This is a genomic window from Microbacterium sp. USHLN186 (assembly GCF_037145155.1).
GTDB lineage: Bacteria > Actinomycetota > Actinomycetes > Actinomycetales > Microbacteriaceae > Microbacterium.
Map to the genome: position 1 here is coordinate 139,263 of NZ_JBBCYA010000001.1, position 15,201 is coordinate 154,463.

General features: G+C 70.0%; 15 protein-coding genes. 6 read left to right on the plus strand and 9 right to left on the minus strand.

Features of this window, described 5'->3' with window-relative positions; all coding sequences use genetic code 11:
* Positions 1-51: 51 nt before the first annotated feature.
* Entirely contained in the window at positions 52-945 is an 894-nt protein-coding gene (locus WFG93_RS00655) for a LysR family transcriptional regulator (protein WP_336644385.1), read from the plus strand.
* 115 nt (positions 946-1,060) lie between these two features.
* Here WFG93_RS00655 and WFG93_RS00660 read toward each other — a convergent pair whose 3' ends face one another.
* The 3 genes from WFG93_RS00660 to WFG93_RS00670 all read right to left on the minus strand — a co-directional run bounded on the left by WFG93_RS00660 (position 1,061) and on the right by WFG93_RS00670 (position 3,927).
* Positions 1,061-1,942: a DNA-methyltransferase gene (locus tag WFG93_RS00660; protein ID WP_336645038.1), complete on the minus strand. Its 882-nt coding sequence runs from the start codon at positions 1,940-1,942 to the stop codon at positions 1,061-1,063.
* Between the two features lie 65 nt (positions 1,943-2,007).
* A complete protein-coding gene (locus WFG93_RS00665) occupies positions 2,008-3,057 on the minus strand; it encodes a lipoyl protein ligase domain-containing protein (RefSeq protein WP_336644386.1) in 1,050 nt (349 codons plus the stop codon).
* A 9-nt stretch (positions 3,058-3,066) separates the two neighbouring features.
* Positions 3,067-3,927, minus strand: a complete 861-nt coding sequence (locus tag WFG93_RS00670; RefSeq protein ID WP_336644387.1) for an alpha/beta hydrolase — start codon at positions 3,925-3,927, stop codon at positions 3,067-3,069.
* A gap of 74 nt (positions 3,928-4,001) precedes the next feature.
* Here WFG93_RS00670 and WFG93_RS00675 point away from each other — a divergent pair, with 74 nt between their 5' ends.
* The 4 genes from WFG93_RS00675 (at position 4,002) to WFG93_RS00690 (ending at position 8,094) form a co-directional block, all read left to right on the plus strand.
* Positions 4,002-4,433, plus strand: a complete 432-nt coding sequence (locus WFG93_RS00675) for a MarR family winged helix-turn-helix transcriptional regulator (RefSeq protein WP_336644388.1) — start codon at positions 4,002-4,004, stop codon at positions 4,431-4,433.
* Between the two features lie 65 nt (positions 4,434-4,498).
* Entirely contained in the window at positions 4,499-5,830 is a 1,332-nt protein-coding gene (locus WFG93_RS00680) for an MFS transporter (protein ID WP_336645039.1), read from the plus strand.
* A gap of 70 nt (positions 5,831-5,900) precedes the next feature.
* Positions 5,901-6,242, plus strand: a complete 342-nt coding sequence (locus tag WFG93_RS00685; protein ID WP_336644389.1) for a hypothetical protein — start codon at positions 5,901-5,903, stop codon at positions 6,240-6,242.
* A 28-nt stretch (positions 6,243-6,270) separates the two neighbouring features.
* A complete protein-coding gene (locus WFG93_RS00690) occupies positions 6,271-8,094 on the plus strand; it encodes a BCCT family transporter (protein ID WP_336644390.1) in 1,824 nt (607 codons plus the stop codon).
* A 6-nt stretch (positions 8,095-8,100) separates the two neighbouring features.
* On the opposite strand, the gene rocD is transcribed toward WFG93_RS00690, so the two are convergent.
* The 3 genes from rocD to WFG93_RS00705 form a co-directional block, all read right to left on the minus strand.
* Positions 8,101-9,303 carry an ornithine--oxo-acid transaminase gene (gene rocD, locus WFG93_RS00695; protein ID WP_336644391.1) on the minus strand — a complete coding sequence of 401 codons (1,203 nt, stop codon included), beginning with the start codon at positions 9,301-9,303 and terminating at the stop codon, positions 8,101-8,103.
* The gene (ddaH, locus tag WFG93_RS00700; RefSeq protein WP_336644392.1) at positions 9,303-10,199 is read right to left on the minus strand and encodes a dimethylargininase; all 897 of its coding nucleotides are present in this window, start codon (positions 10,197-10,199) and stop codon (positions 9,303-9,305) included. Before ddaH ends, rocD begins: the two co-directional genes overlap by 1 nt.
* 175 nt (positions 10,200-10,374) lie before the next feature.
* Positions 10,375-10,935, minus strand: coding sequence for an acyl-CoA thioesterase (locus WFG93_RS00705; protein ID WP_336644393.1), 561 nt, complete (start codon positions 10,933-10,935; stop codon positions 10,375-10,377).
* 120 nt (positions 10,936-11,055) lie between these two features.
* Here WFG93_RS00705 and WFG93_RS00710 point away from each other — a divergent pair, with 120 nt between their 5' ends.
* The gene (locus tag WFG93_RS00710; RefSeq protein ID WP_336644394.1) at positions 11,056-11,565 is read left to right on the plus strand and encodes a GNAT family N-acetyltransferase; all 510 of its coding nucleotides are present in this window, start codon (positions 11,056-11,058) and stop codon (positions 11,563-11,565) included.
* Between the two features lie 123 nt (positions 11,566-11,688).
* On the opposite strand, the gene WFG93_RS00715 is transcribed toward WFG93_RS00710, so the two are convergent.
* The 3 genes from WFG93_RS00715 to WFG93_RS00725 are packed head-to-tail and all read right to left on the minus strand — an operon-like array spanning position 11,689 to position 15,156.
* Entirely contained in the window at positions 11,689-13,395 is a 1,707-nt protein-coding gene (locus WFG93_RS00715) for a cytochrome b/b6 domain-containing protein (protein WP_336644395.1), read from the minus strand.
* Between the two features lie 2 nt (positions 13,396-13,397).
* Positions 13,398-14,378 (minus strand): electron transfer flavoprotein subunit alpha/FixB family protein, encoded by a 981-nt coding sequence (locus WFG93_RS00720; RefSeq protein ID WP_336644396.1) that lies wholly within the window; start codon positions 14,376-14,378, stop codon positions 13,398-13,400.
* A gap of 1 nt (position 14,379) precedes the next feature.
* Positions 14,380-15,156 carry an electron transfer flavoprotein subunit beta/FixA family protein gene (locus tag WFG93_RS00725; RefSeq protein WP_336644397.1) on the minus strand — a complete coding sequence of 259 codons (777 nt, stop codon included), beginning with the start codon at positions 15,154-15,156 and terminating at the stop codon, positions 14,380-14,382.
* Positions 15,157-15,201 lie beyond the last annotated feature (45 nt).

Below are 15,201 nucleotides of genomic sequence, written 5' to 3' on the forward strand. Positions count from 1 at the left end.
CATTTGCGAAGGGTATCCTTCGAGAGAGCCGATCTATTGAAGGAGCGCGCGATGTTCGAGCTGAGACGTCTGCGGCTGCTGCACGAGCTGTCGTTGCGCGGCACGATCGCCGGTGTCGCCGCATCCCTCTCCTACTCCCCCTCGACGGTCTCTCAGCAGCTCTCGCTGCTGGAGAAAGAGGCCGGGGTGGCTCTGCTCGAACCCGACGGCCGTCGGGTGCGGTTGACGCCGCAGGGGCGCATGCTCGCCGCGCACGCGGCTCGCGCGTTGGAACTGGATGAGGCGGCCCGCGCGGCGCTGACCGCGCACGCCGGATGGGAGCCGGTGCGGATGTCGGCCATGCCCACCGCCGCCGAGACGATCGTGCCGGCCGCACTCACCCTCATCGCCGAACGGGCCCCGCAACTGCGTGTCGAGCTGGCCGAGCTTCCTCCCGAGGAGAGCCTGTTCGAGCTGTGGGCGCGACGGTTCGACCTCGTGATCGCCGAGCAGTACCCGGGCCACACCCGGGAGCGCCGCGACGGCGTCGAGCACGACCTGCTGGGAGAGGATCCGATCCGCATCGTGCTGCCGCCGGCGGAGCATCCGCTGCCGCTGACCGAACTGCGTGACCGCGCCTGGGTGATGGAGCCGGAGGGAACCGCTGCCCGGCAGTGGGCGGTGCAGCAGTGCCGCGCCGCCGGGTTCGATCCGGATGTGCGCTTCGAGGCGGCCGACCTCACCGCGCACGTGCGCCTGGTGGCATCCGGTCACGCCGTCGGCATGCTGCCCGATCTCATCTGGGGTGACGAGCCCAGCCCGCTCACCGTGGCCGACCTGCCGGGTTCGCCGGTGCGGGAGGTGTTTCTGGCGGTCCGGTCCTCGTCGCGGGCGGATGAGGCCGTGGACGTCGTTCGCACCGCGCTCCGCGACGCCTTCGCCGCGCATCGCCGCGTCGCCCCCTGACCCCCCCTTACGAGGGGTCAAAAAATGCCGCATCACACCCCTCGCATGCGGCATTTTCTGACCCCCCGTTGGTTTGGCCCGTGCAGGCGGGCATGACCCGTGGCGGGGCGAGGGCTCACGCGGGGGTGGGGCGGACAGCGGCGTGCGGCATGCGCTCGCGCATCACCCGGATCGCCTCGGGATTGTCGTCGACGAGTACCGCGTCGCGACCGAGAGCGGATGCCACGGCGCCGGTCGTTCCGGAACCGGCGAACAGGTCCAGCACCCGATCGCCCGGCCGCGAAGACGCCTGCACGATGCGCCGCAGCACCCCCTCGGGCTTCTGCGTCGGATATCCCGTCTTCTCGCGACCGGTGGTCGGCACGATCGTGTGCCACCACACATCCGTGGGCAGCTTGCCGCGCGCGGCCTTCTCGGCGGTGACCAGGCCCGGCGCCATGTACGGCTCGCGGTCGATGTCGTCGGCGTTGAACACGTGCCGGCCGGGCGTCTTGACGTACACGAGGATCGTGTCGTGCTTGGTCGGCCACCGGCTACGCGACTTCGCCCCGTAGTCGTACGCCCAGATCAGCTCGTTGAGGAAGCAGTCGCGCCCGAACACGGCATCGAGCATGACCTTGGCGTAGTGCGCTTCGCGGTAGTCCAGGTGCAGGTACAGGGTGCCGTCGTCGGCGAGCAGACGCCAGGCCTCCTCCAGCCGCGGCATGAGGAACGCGCCGTAGTCGTCGAACCGGTCGTCGAACGTGCGCAGCATGCCGCGCACCCGCTCGTACGAGTGACCGTGGAACCCGAACCGGATCTCCTTCTCGACCTCGAGCGGGTCAGAACTCCGGAGATCCGCACCCGCAACCGCCGATCCGGCGTGCTGCGCCGTCGAATCGGCGGAGTTCTCCGGAGTTGTGATCAGGCGCCGCGCGGTGACCACCTCGCGCTCACGGATCCGGCCGGTGTTGAACGGCGGGTCGAGGTAGACGAGGGTGAACGAAGCGGATGCCATCGACGCGGCGACCTCGAGGTTGTCGCCCTCGATGATCTCGACCGAGCCGGGGTGGGCGGAACCGATCACGGCACGCGATGCAGCCACGCGTCGGTCGCGAACTTGCTCTCGACCAGCGCCTCGGCGTCGGCGTACTCCTCAGCGGTGATCGCGCCGTCCTCCGCGCCGGTGAGCGCGCGGAAGGTGCTCTTGAAGCGCTCGATGATCTCGGCGCGCTCCATACCGGTCTGCGTGCGCAGCGGGTCGACGCGCTTGGCCGCCGAGGTGGTGCCCTTGTCGCTGAGCTTCTCGCGGCCGATCCGCAGCACCTCGGTCATCGTCTGTCCGTCGATGTCGTACGAGATGGTGGCGTGGTGCAGCACTCCGCCGTTGGCGAGGCGCTTCTGCGCCGCGCCGCCGATCTTGCCCGTCGGCGAGGCGATGTCGTTCAGGGGCTGATAGGTCGCGTCGATGCCGACCGAGCGCAGCGCCTGCAGCACCCAGTCGTCGAGGAAGGCGTACGAATCGGCGAAGGTCATGCCCTGCACGAGCGCGGCAGGCACGTACAGCGAGTAGGTGATGATCTGGCCGGCGGCCATCATCATCGCGCCGCCGCCGGAGATGCGGCGCACGACGTCGAAGCCATGGCGCGCCGCGCCCTCGGGGTCGACCTCGTTGCGGTACGACTGGAACGAGCCGATGACCACGGCGGATTCGTCCCACTCCCAGATGCGCAGCGTCGGACGGCGTCGTCCCTCCCCCACGCGCGAGGTGAGCACCTCGTCGAGGGCGAGGTTCATCCGCGGCGAGACCGCCTTCTCATGCACGATCTCCCAGTCGAAGTCGCGCCAGCCGGGGGCGGTGACCAGAGCGCGCCGCACCACCGTGCCGACGGCCTCGGGCGAGAAGCCGAGCAGCTGCGCGCCCTGGGGAAGCGCGGCGCGCACAGCGGCGGCGATCGTGGCGACGTCCGCCTCGACCGGCAGCCCCTCGACGGCCGCGTTGATGTCCTCGAGCGCCGTGTCGGGCTCGAGGAAGAAGTCGCCCGCGAGGCGGAAGTCGCGGATCAGACCGTCGGCGACCTCCAGGTCGACGACGACGAGCTTTCCACCGGGAACCTTGTACTCACCATGCACGGCTCCAGCCTAAGTGCGCGCCGGGATGTGCGCGTCGAGCCACGAGCGAAGGTCGGCGCGCACCTCGTCCTGCTGCAGCTCGTTGAACAGCTCGTGCCGTGCGTCGGCGTAGACGAGCGTGGTGACGTCGGTCAGCCCCGAGCGGCGGCGGTACGCCTCGGCCAGCTTGTGCACGCTGCGCGGCCCACCGACGGGATCGTCGCGACCGACCATCAGCAGCACCGGCACATCCCGGCCCAGGTCGCGCCTGGGCAGGCCGTACAGCCGCGCGGCCTCGACCGGCCCGAACAGCTTCAGCAGCGGCACCTCGATGGTCAGCGGATCGTCGCGGAACGCCGCCCAGACGGCCTCGTCGCGCGAGAGCCACTCGAGACCGTGCGCTTCGGGCCCCTTCCATCGCGCGTTCAGTGGCGCGGGATTCAGGTCGGTCGGCGTGCGCAGGGCCGAGCCGGTGAGCACGACCGCGTCGTAGTGCTCCGGATGCCGGTTCAGCATCATCTGGGCGAGGAAGGAGCCCCAGGAGTGCCCGAGCAGCACGAGCGGCAGGTCGGGATGCTCGTCGCGGATGATCGCGGTGAGCTGCGCGCATGCCGCCACGGCCGCCCGCAGACCGCCCGGACCGAGCCGGCCGAGCTTCTCCGGGCCGCCGTACTGGCGGATGCCGGTGCGCCCGTGGCCGCGGTGATCGTCGGCGTACACGTGGAAGCCCGCGTCGGTGAGCATCGCGATGGTGCGGGCATAGCGCCCCGCGTGCTCGCCTACGCCGTGCAGCAGCTGCACCACGCCGCGTGCAGGGCCGACGGCCTCATGGATGTCGTAGACGATGGCGATGCCGTACGCATCGACGAACTCCGCTGTTCTGACGGGCATGGCACGAGTCTACGGAGACCGCGAGCGCCATCAGCCCTCCCATCCGGCGGAAACTTAGTTAGACTATCTAAGTAATGACTGCCGATCTCACCGACTCCGCTGCCGAGCTGCGCTACGCGCTCTTCCGCCTCACCCGCCGGCTGCGCTCCGCGCGCGCGGTGGACGCGATGAGCGATGCGCAGCTCGCCACTCTCGGGGCGCTGCGCGTGCACGGGCGACGCACGATCTCGGGCCTGGCCGAGCACGAGCACGTCACCGCTCCCACCATGAGCGCGACCGTCAACGGTCTCGCCGAGCTGGGGCTGGTCGTGCGCGTGCCCGATGACGACGACCGCCGTCGGGTGTATGTCGAGCTCACCGCACAGGGCGAGAGCGTCGTCATCGAGACGATCCGCAAGCGCGACCGCCTGCTCGCCGACCTGATCGACCGCCAGGACTTCGCCGACGACGAGCTGGCCGTGCTGCACGCGGCATCCGGCCTGCTGCGACGGATGGCCGACGCATGAACCGCGCATCCTCGCCCCGCCGCGACGTCGGAGCGCGCCGTCGCGCACCGCGCGAGGTCCCCGCGATGTTCCGCTCGTTCCGCAGCTTCAACTACCGCACCTGGTTCCTCGGCGGCATCATCTCGAACATCGGCGGCTGGATGCAGGCCACCGCGCAGGACTGGGTGGTGCTCACCGAGCTCACCGACAACGACGCGACCGCGATGGGCGTCACGATGGCCCTGCAGTTCGGTCCGCCGCTGGTGCTGGTGAGCCTGACCGGCTGGGTGGCCGACCGGTTCGACCGTCGCAAGGTGCTGCTGTGCACGCAGACGGCCCTGATGCTCCTGGCCGTGGGCGTCGCGACTCTGCTGCTCAGCGGCGTGATGACGCTGCCGCTGATGTTCGCGTTCGCCGCGGCGTTCGGTGTCGCCAACGCGTTCGACGCGCCGGCCCGGCAGGCGTTCGTGTCCGACATGGTGAGCCTGGAGGACACCTCGAACGCCGTCGCCCTGAACTCGGCGGCCTTCAACATGGCGCGCCTCGTCGGGCCCGCGATCGGCGGCATCGGCATCGTGCTGCTGGGCTCTGGCTGGGTGTTCGTCGCCAACGCCGTCACCTTCCTCGCCATGATCATCGCGCTGTCGCTGATCCGGGTGAACGAGCTCATGCCAAGGGTGACGGGGAAGCGCTCGGGCGGGCTCGGGGAGGGCTTCCGCTACGTGCGGGGTCGGCCGGACCTGCTCGTCGTCTTCGTGATGGTCTTCCTCATCGGCGCGTTCGGCATGAACTTCCCCATCTTCGCCTCCACCATGGCGCTGGAGTTCGGCCGCAACGCGGACGGGTACGGGCTGCTCAGCTCCGTGCTCGCGATCGGCTCGCTCGGCGGAGCGCTGCTCGCCGCGCGGCGTGACCGCGCCCGCGTGCGCGTGCTGGTCATGGCCGCCGGCGGTTTCGGGGTGGCATCCGTGGTCTCCTCGGTGATGCCCACCTACTGGAGCTACGCCGCGGTGCTCATCCTCGTCGGGTTCTCGACCGTCTCGATGCTCACGACCGCGAACGGCTACGTGCAGACCACCACCGACGCGGCGCTGCGCGGGCGGGTGCTCGCGCTGTACATGGCGGTGATCATGGGTTCCACCCCGATCGGGGCGCCCATCGCCGGCTGGATCGTCGACGCCTTCTCGGCCCGCACGGCGATCCTCGTCGGCGGCATCGCCGGGATCGTCGCCTTCGGCATCGGGGTGGGATGGATGCTGTGGTCCGGCCGGCTGCACCGCCATGCAGGCCGGCGCTTCCGGCTCACCCTCGACGAGACGCGCCCGCTGTCGGTCATCAAGGCGATGGACCCCGCGTCGTACGACGACCGCACGGCGGCCACCACCCCGATCCGGCTGAAGGAGCCGCGCGAGGACTGACAGCCGCGCTCACGTGCGCGAGGTGTCAAGGGGGTGCGGCTGAGCTCGACGCGCCCGCTACCGTCAACGCATGGACGACCAGGATCAGACCTCCCAGGACGGCGCTGCTCAGCAGCCCACCCCGAAGTACGGATCGCCCGCCGGCCAGCATCCGCACGTGCCCGGTCACGACCCGCTCGGCAGCGGCATGCCCCGCCTGCCCGAGCCGCTGCAGGGATTCGCCTCGGCGACGGCATCCCCGAGCGACGACACGAGCGGTGGCGACGCGACCGGCGACGACGACGCGGCCCCCCTCCTCGAGGAGGACGCGCCGCTCGGTGGCGACGAGAACACCGAGGAGCAGCTGACCGCCGACACCGCCGTCGAACGCGATGCGCTGAAGTCGCTCGACCCCGATGACACCCCCGCCTGAGCAGGTCGCCGCGAGTAGCCTGGGGCGCATGAGCGATCGTCGAGACCCGCAGGTGCTGCGGTGGGTGTTCTGGCCGGCCGCGGCCATCGTCGTGCTGTTCGCACTGTTCGCGCTGCTGCTGCCTGGCGTTGCCGAGTCGGTGTTCGATGGCATCCAGACGAGCATCGTCAACGCGTTCAACTGGTACTACGTGCTGATCGCCGCCTTCTTCGTCGCGTTCTGCCTCTTCATGGGCTTCAGCCGCTTCGGCGACATCAAGCTGGGCCGCGACGATGAAGAGCCGGAGTTCTCGCTGATGAGCTGGTTCGCGCTGCTGTTCGCCGCCGGCATGGGCATCGGTCTGGTCTTCTACGGCGTCAGCGAACCGCTCTCGCACTTCTCGAATCCACGCCCCGGCGTCACGGGCACGCCGGAGCAGCTCGCCCAGGCGGCGCTGGGGCAGACCTATCTGCACTGGGGCGTGCACGCCTGGTCTATCTACGTGGTGATCGGCCTGGCGTTGGCCTACGCGATCCACCGCCGCCGCCGCCCGGTGTCCATCCGCTGGACACTCGAGCCGCTCCTGGGCCGCAAGGTGGAGGGCGGCTGGGGGCACGCTATCGACGTGATCGCGCTGGTGGGGACTCTGTTCGGTGTCGCGACATCGCTCGGTCTGGGGGTTCTGCAGATGAGCGCCGGGCTGCACTCGGCCGGGATCGCCGATCCGGATGAGACGACGCAGGTGGTGCTCATCCTCGTCATCTCGGTGTTCGTGCTGCTCTCGGTGCTCTCCGGGGTGACCAAGGGCATGAAGTGGCTCTCGAACATCAACCTCGTGCTCGCCGGGCTGCTGGTGATCTACCTCCTCGCGATGGGGCCGACCGAGTTCCTGCTGCGCGAGTTCGTGCAGTCGATCGGCTACTACGTGCAGAACTTCGTCGGCCTGTCGTTCAACGTCAGCGCGTTCCAGGGCGCGGCCGGCGAGCAGTGGCAGGCGTCGTGGACGTCGTTCTACTGGGGCTGGTGGATCTCGTGGGCGCCGTTCGTCGGGATCTTCATCGCGCGCGTGTCGAAGGGCCGCTCGGTCCGCGAGTTCGTCGTCGGCGTCATCCTCGTGCCGACCCTGCTCGGCATCCTCTGGTTCTCGGTGCTCGGCGGATCGGCCCTCGCGCTCGAGCTGGCAGAGCCCGGTACTCTGACCGCGGCCGACGGCAGCGTCGACCTGCAGGGCGCGCTGTTCGCGATGCTGCAGCATGTGCCCGGCTCGGCCGTCGTGAGCATCGGCGCCATCCTGCTGCTGGCGATCTTCTTCATCACGTCGGCCGACTCGGGCGCGCTCGTCATGGGCATGATCGCCACGGGCGGCAACCCCGAGCCCAAGCGCTGGATCCGCACGTTCTTCGTGGCGGTCACCGCGCTGCTGGCGATCGCCCTGCTGCTCTCCGGCGGCCTCACCGCATTGCAGACGGCCGCGATCACCATCGCGCTGCCGTTCAGCATCGTGATGCTGCTGATGTGCTGGTCGACGGTCGTCGCGTTCACCCGCGAGCGTCGCGCGTACGCGCGCGCCGAGCGCGCGCAGTTCATCGACAAGATCGGCGACTACTACGGTCTCGAGGTCGAGGCGCACGACGCGACCGGGCTCTTAGGCGCCCAGCCGCGTTGGGTGCGGCGCCTGCAGCGCTCGTTCGGACTGCCGGTCGCGCCGGCCGACCCCGCACGGGCGACCCCGGGCGCGCTGGCAGCCGAGAGCCACGTCGACGCCTCCCCCTCGACGCTCGACGTCGACGAGCTCATCGCCGAGGACGAGCTGGCCGGGCTCGACGACCCGGATGTGCGTCCCCGAGACTCCGGGACGTTCCTGAAGGACTGATCGGCGTCAGGCCTCGAGCACGAGGCGCAGCTGCTCGACGGCCCAGTCGAGCTCGGTCGCACGGATCACCAGCGGCGGGGCGATGCGGATCGTCTGGCCGTGGGTGTCCTTGACGAGCACGCCGCGCTGGCGCAGCCTCTCGGCGATCTCACGCCCGGTGCCGTACGCCGGGTCGATGTCGACTCCGGCCCACAGTCCGGCGATGCGCACCGTGCTCACGCCGTGGCCGGTCAGCGGCTCGAGCACGGATGCCAGGTGCTCCCCCAGCCCTCGCGCGCGCTCCTGGAACTCGCCGGTGCTGAGCATCTCGACGACCTTGCGTCCGACTGCCGCGGCGAGCGGGTTGCCGCCGAAGGTCGAGCCGTGCTCGCCGGGGCGGATGACGCCCAGCACGTCGCGGTCGCCGACGACGGCCGAGACGGGCAGGATGCCACCGCCGAGCGCCTTGCCGAGCAGGTAAAGGTCGGGGACGACGCCCTCGCGGTCGCACGCGAAGGTCTCGCCGACCCGGCCGAGGCCGGACTGGATCTCGTCGGCGATGAACAGCACGTTCTTCTCGTCGCAGAGCTCGCGCACGCGGCGCAGGTATCCCTCGGGCGGGATGATCACGCCGCCCTCGCCCTGGATCGGCTCGATCAGCACCGCCGCCGTATCGTCGGTGATCGCCGCGGCGATGGCGTCCGCATCCCCGTACGGCACCGTGTCGAAACCGGGCGTGTACGGGCCGAAGTCGTCGCGCGCCTGCTCATCGTCGCTGAAGCTGATGATCGTGGTCGTGCGACCGTGGAAGTTTCCGGCCGCGACGATGATGCGCGCCCGGCCCTCGCCGATGCCCTTGACCCGGTAGCCCCACGCGCGCGCGACCTTGATGCCCGTCTCCACGGCCTCCGCGCCGGTGTTCATCGGCAGGACCAGGTCCTTGCCGCACAGCGCGGCGAGCGCCGCGGCGAAGGGCTCGAGCTGGTCGTTCATGAACGCCCGGCTGGTGAGTGTCACCCGGCCCAGCTGCGCGGTGAGAGCATCGACGATCGCCGGATGCCGGTGGCCGAAGTTCACCGCCGAGTAGGCGGCGAGCAGGTCGAGGTAGCGTCTGCCCTCGGCATCCGTCACCCACACCCCCTCACCCTCGGCGATGACGACGGGCAGCGGATGGTAGTTCTCCGCGACGTGCGGCTCCGGACCGGGTCCCTGAGCCTGCTGAGGGGCCATCACTCGCCGCGCAGCTCGAGGGTGCAGCACTTGATGCCGCCACCGCCGAGCAGCAGCTCCGAGAGGTCGACGGTGATCGGGTTGTAGCCGCGCTCGCGCAGCTGCTTCTCGAACCCGGTCGCGCGCGGCGAGATGATCACGTTGCAGCCGTCGCTGGCGGAGTTCAGACCGAACACCGCGCCGTCCTCATCCGAGACGAGGATCGCACCCGGGAAGCGCTCCTCGAGGATGGCCCGGCTGGCGTCGTCGAACGCCCCCGGCAGGTAGGCGATGTTGGCCCGCTCGGGGCCGCCGTTCTGCACGCCCTGCACGGGATCGAGCACGGTCAGCGCGGTGTCGAGGTGGTAGAAGCGCGGGTCGACGAGGTTGAGGGTGACGACCTCGCGGCCGAAGACCTCGCCCACCTCGCGGTGGCTGTCTCCTGCCGAACGGAAGCCGGTGCCGGCGAGGATCACGTCACCGACGAGCAGGAAGTCCCCCTCGCCCTCGTTGACCTCCTTCGGCAGCACGGTGTCGAAGCCGTTGGCGCGGAACCACTCGGCGAACGCGGGCGCCTCGCCCTTGCGCTGCTCGAAGTAGAACTCGGGCACGTAGGCGCGTCCGTCGATCACGAATCCGCCGTTGGCGGTGTAGACCATGTCGGGGTAACCGGCGAGCGGCTCGATGAGCTCGACCTCGTGACCCAGCTCGAGGTACAGATCGTGCAGCTTCTGCCACTGCTCGACGGCTTTGGCGGTGTCGGTGGGCTTGGCAGGCTCCATCCACGGGTTGATCGAGTAGTTGACCGTGAAGTGCTCGGGGCGGCACATCAGGTAGCGGCGGTGGTGCGCCGTGCGGGTGGCTGCATCACCCAGTCCCTGAGCCGGTCGAAGGGTAGTGGTTTCAGGCGTGGACATGAGTGCTCCTCAAGAAGGTGCGGCGGACGCTGTCCAGGGGCCTGGCGGAAGTTCGACCCGCCGCTTCGATGCGGAGCGCGGGGAAGATGCGACACAGGCACGCCACATCCATTTTTGCATCCGGATGCTGGATGCCGCCAGCATCCGTGCGCGCGAGCCGCGCGACCGGCTGGGATCAGTCCCAGACGCTGGGCGCCGCGGTGCGGGTCGAGGGCAGCGCCGAGCCGGAGGCCCAGTCGTGGATCCAGGGCTCGACCTCGGGCAGTCCCGCTGGCTTGCCCACCGCGGCGAAGAGCTCCTCGTTGCTGACCGTGCCGCCGCGGCGGCGCAGCATCCGGGATCTCACAATCACCCGCGCGTAGACCTCGCCGTCGACCACGGCACGGTGCTCGAGGAAGACCGCCTTGTCGTCGTGGCCGACGAAGCGCGATTCGACGTCGAAGCGCTGCCAGAGGTGCAGCGACTTGCGAAAGGTCACGGTCTCGCTCGAGACGACCGCGTACCAGCCGCGGTCCTTCATGGCGTCGAAGAGCCCGCTGCGGATCAGCAGATCCCATCGCCCGAGGTCGAACAGCGACAGGTAGCGTCCGTTGTTCATGTGGCGCAGGATGTCGAGGTCGCTGGGGAGCGTGGTGAGGCGGATGCGACTGACCGCCGCTGGGTCGAGGATGTCGCCGCGACGCGCCCGCCGCCGGGCCTGCAGGATGACGAGAAGGGTGCGCCAGATCACATTCACATCCGCTGATGGTAGTGATCCACGATGATTCGCCCAACTTCATTGGCGGTTTCTCACAGTGCCCGAGATGCGTCCGAGGCCGATTTCCGGTGCACGGCGGTGGCGCGTAGAGTCACGCTCATGAGCAGCGAAGCCCAGCCCGAGATCATCGTCCGTCCGGTCCGTGATGTGGATGCCGAGGCTCTGGGCCGCGTGCATGCGCAGTGCTGGCACGAGACCTACGATCATCTGATCAGCGAGGCCGCACTCGAGCGCGTCTCGCCGCGCCGGCTCGCGGAGCTGTGGACGAACTGGGCCCGGCAGGGCGACGACTTCCGCATGAGCGCCGCTCTCGTCGACGGCGAGATCGTCGGCTTCGTCGGCTCGGGGCCAGCCCGTGACAAGGACGCGCCGGCGATGCGCGAGCTGTACTTCATCTACCTGCTCGATGCCTACCACGGCACCGGCATCGGCCAGCGGCTGTTCGACGCGGCCGTCTACTCGGACGAGCCGAGCTACCTGTGGGTGGCGGACGACAACCCGCGCGCGCACCGCTTCTATCAGCGCAACGGCTTCACCCTCGACGGCGCGAGCCACACCGAGCCGTTCCTGGGCGAGACGCTCACCGAGGTGCGGTTCGTCCGAGCCTGACGCTTCGTCTCCTCCCGCCGAGACCCCCACTTCGCGCCGAGACCCCCAGCTGTGGACGCGCACAGCTGGGGGTCTCGGCGGCAACTGGGGGTGTCGGCGCAGACTGGCGTCCCGTCGCCCAGGTCAGCGGCCGGAGACCTGCCCGAAAAGCTTCGCGATGGGAGCGAGCACCAGCGGGCGCGCGGCGAACCAGCCGGCGACGACCACGACCATCGACGCGGCGAAGACGCCGAATCCGAGCCACGACACGGTGTCCTGCGCGGCGTACATGTGGTTGAGGTTGCGCAGCATCCCGGTGAGGAACACCAGCGCCACGTGCGCGATGATGAACGCCACGAAGTAGAGCATGATCGGGAAGTGCAGGGCCCGCGCCCACTCCACGGGGTACGCCTTCGACAGCCTCTCGGCCTTCTTCGGCCACAGTCCCGACATGCGATAGCCGGTGATGATCGCCAGCGGCGCCGCGACGAACACGGTGAGGAAGTAGGCCAGCTGCTGCAGGCTGTTGTAGTTGTTCCAGCCGTTCTCGGTCGGCCAGTCGAACGAGATGTACTGCAGCGCCGCCGACAGCGCATTCGGCAGCACCTCCCAGCTGGTGGGCACGATGCGCGCCCAGTGCCCGGTGGCGAACAGCAGCACCACGAAGATCACGCCGTTGATCATCCAGAGCAGATCGAGCGCCTGGTGGAACCACAGCGTGAGACTGATCTTTCCCTTCGCGTCGCGGCGCGGCGTCCAGAACACCGTCGGCCGCTTCTCGGTGCGCACTCGCAACCCCGAGCGGATGATCAGCACCATCAGGAACATGTTGAAGAAGTGCTGCCAGCCCACCCACGGGGCGAAGCCGGACTCCACATGCACGGCGGGCTCGTACTCGCCGGGGAACGCGGCGAGGAAGTCCTGCATGAACGGCACACTGAGGAACGCGCGCGTGAGGAAGACGGCGACGACCGCAAGCAGGCCGAGTGCGGCCAGGCCGATCAGCCCGCTGATCGCCTGCGGCCAGGTGGGCCGGGCGCGTGAGGAAGACGGCGACGAAAGCGCCGCGTGGCGCGGGGCGCGACCCTGCCAGACGGTGCGCGTGAACGGCAGCGGGGTGGTGACGTCCGGCCGTGCGGATGCGACGATCGCAGCCGATCCGGCCGGCGCGGCGGCGGGCGGCTCAGTGACAGCGGTGACCGCGGCGGATGCGGGAGTCGTTGCCGCCATCGACTCCGGCTCCTCTGCGCGCTGCTGCACGTCGGCGGTGATGCGCATGGTTCCCGCGGGCGGCCAGGGCTCGCCACCCTTCACTCGGGGAAGGCCGCGCCGCAGCGCCGCGCCGTCAGTTGCATCCGCCTGCGTGGCATCCGCCTGCGTGGCATCCGCCTGCGTGGCATCCGCCCGCGCGTCGGCTGCACTGCTTGTCGGCGAGAGCATGGGCTCTTCGCGCGATGATGCCGTGCGCTCGGCGAGATCCCGTGCACTCGACGCAGGCGGGGAGGTCACGGGCGCGACGACGGCACCGGCAGCGGCAGACGCGGGGGGCCACGGCTCCCCGCCCGCGACTCGAGGCAGACCACGCCGCAGCGCCGCACGCGTGGTGGCACCGGCGGAAGGCGTGGACGTTTCGGGGGCCGACACTCCACTTGTCGGATCGGATGCCGGAATCTGTCCGACATCTGGCGTGTCGGCCACCGGAGCGGCCGCCACCGACTCCACCGGCAGCGCAGCAGCCTCGTCCGTGCGCGTTCCGGCGGTCGGGGCCCCTGCCGGCGCGGGTGCGGCGGGAGGCCAGGGTTCGCCGCCGGTCACCCGAGGCAGGCCGCGGCGCAGCATTCGGGAGCCCATGGCTACTTCTTCCGCGCTTCGAGCGCCTCGATCAGCTGCGGCACGACCGTGAACACATCGCCGACTATGCCGAAGTCGGCGACATCGAAGATCGGCGCGTCGCCGTCCTTGTTGATCGCGACGATGGTCTTCGCGGTCTGCATGCCGGCGCGGTGCTGGATCGCGCCGGAGATGCCGAGTGCGACATACAGCTGCGGCGACACCGAGACGCCGGTCTGACCGACCTGGTGTGCGTACGGGATGTAGCCCGCGTCGACGGCGGCGCGGGACGCACCGACCGCGGCGCCGAGCGCGTCGGCCAGCTGCTCGACGAGCACGAACTTCTCCTTCGAGCCCAGCCCGCGCCCGCCCGAGACGACCCGGGTGGCTCCACGCAGCTCGGGGCGGGTGGAGGTCTTTTGCTCCGCGACGATGGGCTCGGCCGCGGCCGCGACCGCACCGGATGCCGTCACCGCCAGCTCCTCGACCGTGGCCGCCCCGGCCGCGCCCGGTGCACCGGCGGAGGTGTCGATGGCTCCCTGGCGCACGGTGATGATCGGCGGGCCGAACGTGGGCGCGGACTCGGTGAGGTACGAGCCGCCGTACACGGAGTGCTGGGCGAGGACGCCCTCCTCATCGCGGCTCACGCCGACGGCATCCATCGACAGCGCGAGCTTCTCACGCACCGAGAGCCGGCCGCCGGCGTCCCGCCCCGCGATGGAGTTCGAGATCAGCACGGCATCCGGCCGCACCTGCTGGAAGGCGCTCTGCAGCGCGTCGACGACCGGGACGGTCAGTGTCGCGGCATCGCCGGATGCCGTCAGCACGACCTGCGCGCCGGCAGCGGCAACTGTCTCGACGGCGTCGGCGCTGCCGCCCACGATCAGCGCCACCGGGGCCCCGATCGAGGCGGCCGCGGTGAGCAGCCCCGCGGTGCTGCTGGCAGGGGCGCCGGTCGGGTCGACGTCGACGAGGACGAGGATCGGCTTCTCGGGGTACGCCATGTCACACCAGCCTGTTCTGTGCGAGGAACTCGACGAGCTGCGCGGCAGCATCGCCCTCGTCGGTGATCTTGACCCCGGCGGCGCGCGGCGGCTTCTCGGAGATGGCCGTCATGATCGTCCGCGGAGCCGCACCGGGATCGGCGGAGACCCCGAGGTCGGCGAGCGAGAGCACCTCGAGCGGCTTCTTCTTGGCCGCCATGATGCCCTTGAAGTTCGGGAAGCGGGCGTCCGGCAGCGCCTCGGTGATCGAGATGACCGCGGGCAGCGTCGCGCGGACCTCCTGGGTGCCGTCGTCGCCGCTGCGGGTGCCGGTGAGCCCGTCGGCGCTGATGTCGACCGCGCTGAGGGCCGTGGCCTGCGTCCAGCCCAGGTGCTCAGCGAGCATGGCCGGGATGACTCCGCCAAGGCCGTCGGTGGACAGATTGCCCGTGATGACGAGATCCGGCTCGCCGCGTCGGATCGCGGCCGCGAGCGTCTCGGCGGTGAGCGTGAGATCCGCGCCGCGCAGCTCGTCGTCGACGATGTGCACGGCCGATCCGGCTCCGATCGCGAGGGAGCGCCGGACGGATGCCGTCGCCGTCTCGGGCGCCATCGAAAGACTCACCACCTCGGTGCCGGGGTTCTTGTCCGCGTACGAGAGGGCCACTTCGAGAGCGCGTTCGGTGATCTCGTCGAGCACCACCTCGCCGGCCGTCCGATCGGCCAAGCCGGTCTCGAGATCGAGCTTGCGGTCTCCGTAGGTGTCGGGCACTTCCTTCACCAGGACGTAGATCTTCATCGAACCTCCCTCACGCCAGTACCGATCCTACTCGCGCACCGGTAT

Excerpts from the sequence above, each read along its gene's own strand:
- WFG93_RS00655 (WP_336644385.1), top strand. The coding sequence starts at position 52 with ATGTTCGAGCTGAGACGTCTGCGGCTGCTGCACGAGCTGTCGTTGCGC.
- WFG93_RS00660 (WP_336645038.1), bottom strand. The coding sequence starts at position 1,942 with ATGGCATCCGCTTCGTTCACCCTCGTCTACCTCGACCCGCCGTTCAAC.
- WFG93_RS00670 (WP_336644387.1), bottom strand. The coding sequence starts at position 3,927 with ATGCCCGTCAGAACAGCGGAGTTCGTCGATGCGTACGGCATCGCCATC.
- WFG93_RS00675 (WP_336644388.1), top strand. The coding sequence starts at position 4,002 with ATGACTGCCGATCTCACCGACTCCGCTGCCGAGCTGCGCTACGCGCTC.
- WFG93_RS00680 (WP_336645039.1), top strand. The coding sequence starts at position 4,499 with ATGTTCCGCTCGTTCCGCAGCTTCAACTACCGCACCTGGTTCCTCGGC.
- WFG93_RS00685 (WP_336644389.1), top strand. The coding sequence starts at position 5,901 with ATGGACGACCAGGATCAGACCTCCCAGGACGGCGCTGCTCAGCAGCCC.
- WFG93_RS00690 (WP_336644390.1), top strand. The coding sequence starts at position 6,271 with ATGAGCGATCGTCGAGACCCGCAGGTGCTGCGGTGGGTGTTCTGGCCG.
- rocD (WP_336644391.1), bottom strand. The coding sequence starts at position 9,303 with ATGGCCCCTCAGCAGGCTCAGGGACCCGGTCCGGAGCCGCACGTCGCG.
- ddaH (WP_336644392.1), bottom strand. The coding sequence starts at position 10,199 with ATGTCCACGCCTGAAACCACTACCCTTCGACCGGCTCAGGGACTGGGT.
- WFG93_RS00710 (WP_336644394.1), top strand. The coding sequence starts at position 11,056 with ATGAGCAGCGAAGCCCAGCCCGAGATCATCGTCCGTCCGGTCCGTGAT.
- WFG93_RS00715 (WP_336644395.1), bottom strand. The coding sequence starts at position 13,395 with ATGGGCTCCCGAATGCTGCGCCGCGGCCTGCCTCGGGTGACCGGCGGC.
- WFG93_RS00720 (WP_336644396.1), bottom strand. The coding sequence starts at position 14,378 with ATGGCGTACCCCGAGAAGCCGATCCTCGTCCTCGTCGACGTCGACCCG.
- WFG93_RS00725 (WP_336644397.1), bottom strand. The coding sequence starts at position 15,156 with ATGAAGATCTACGTCCTGGTGAAGGAAGTGCCCGACACCTACGGAGAC.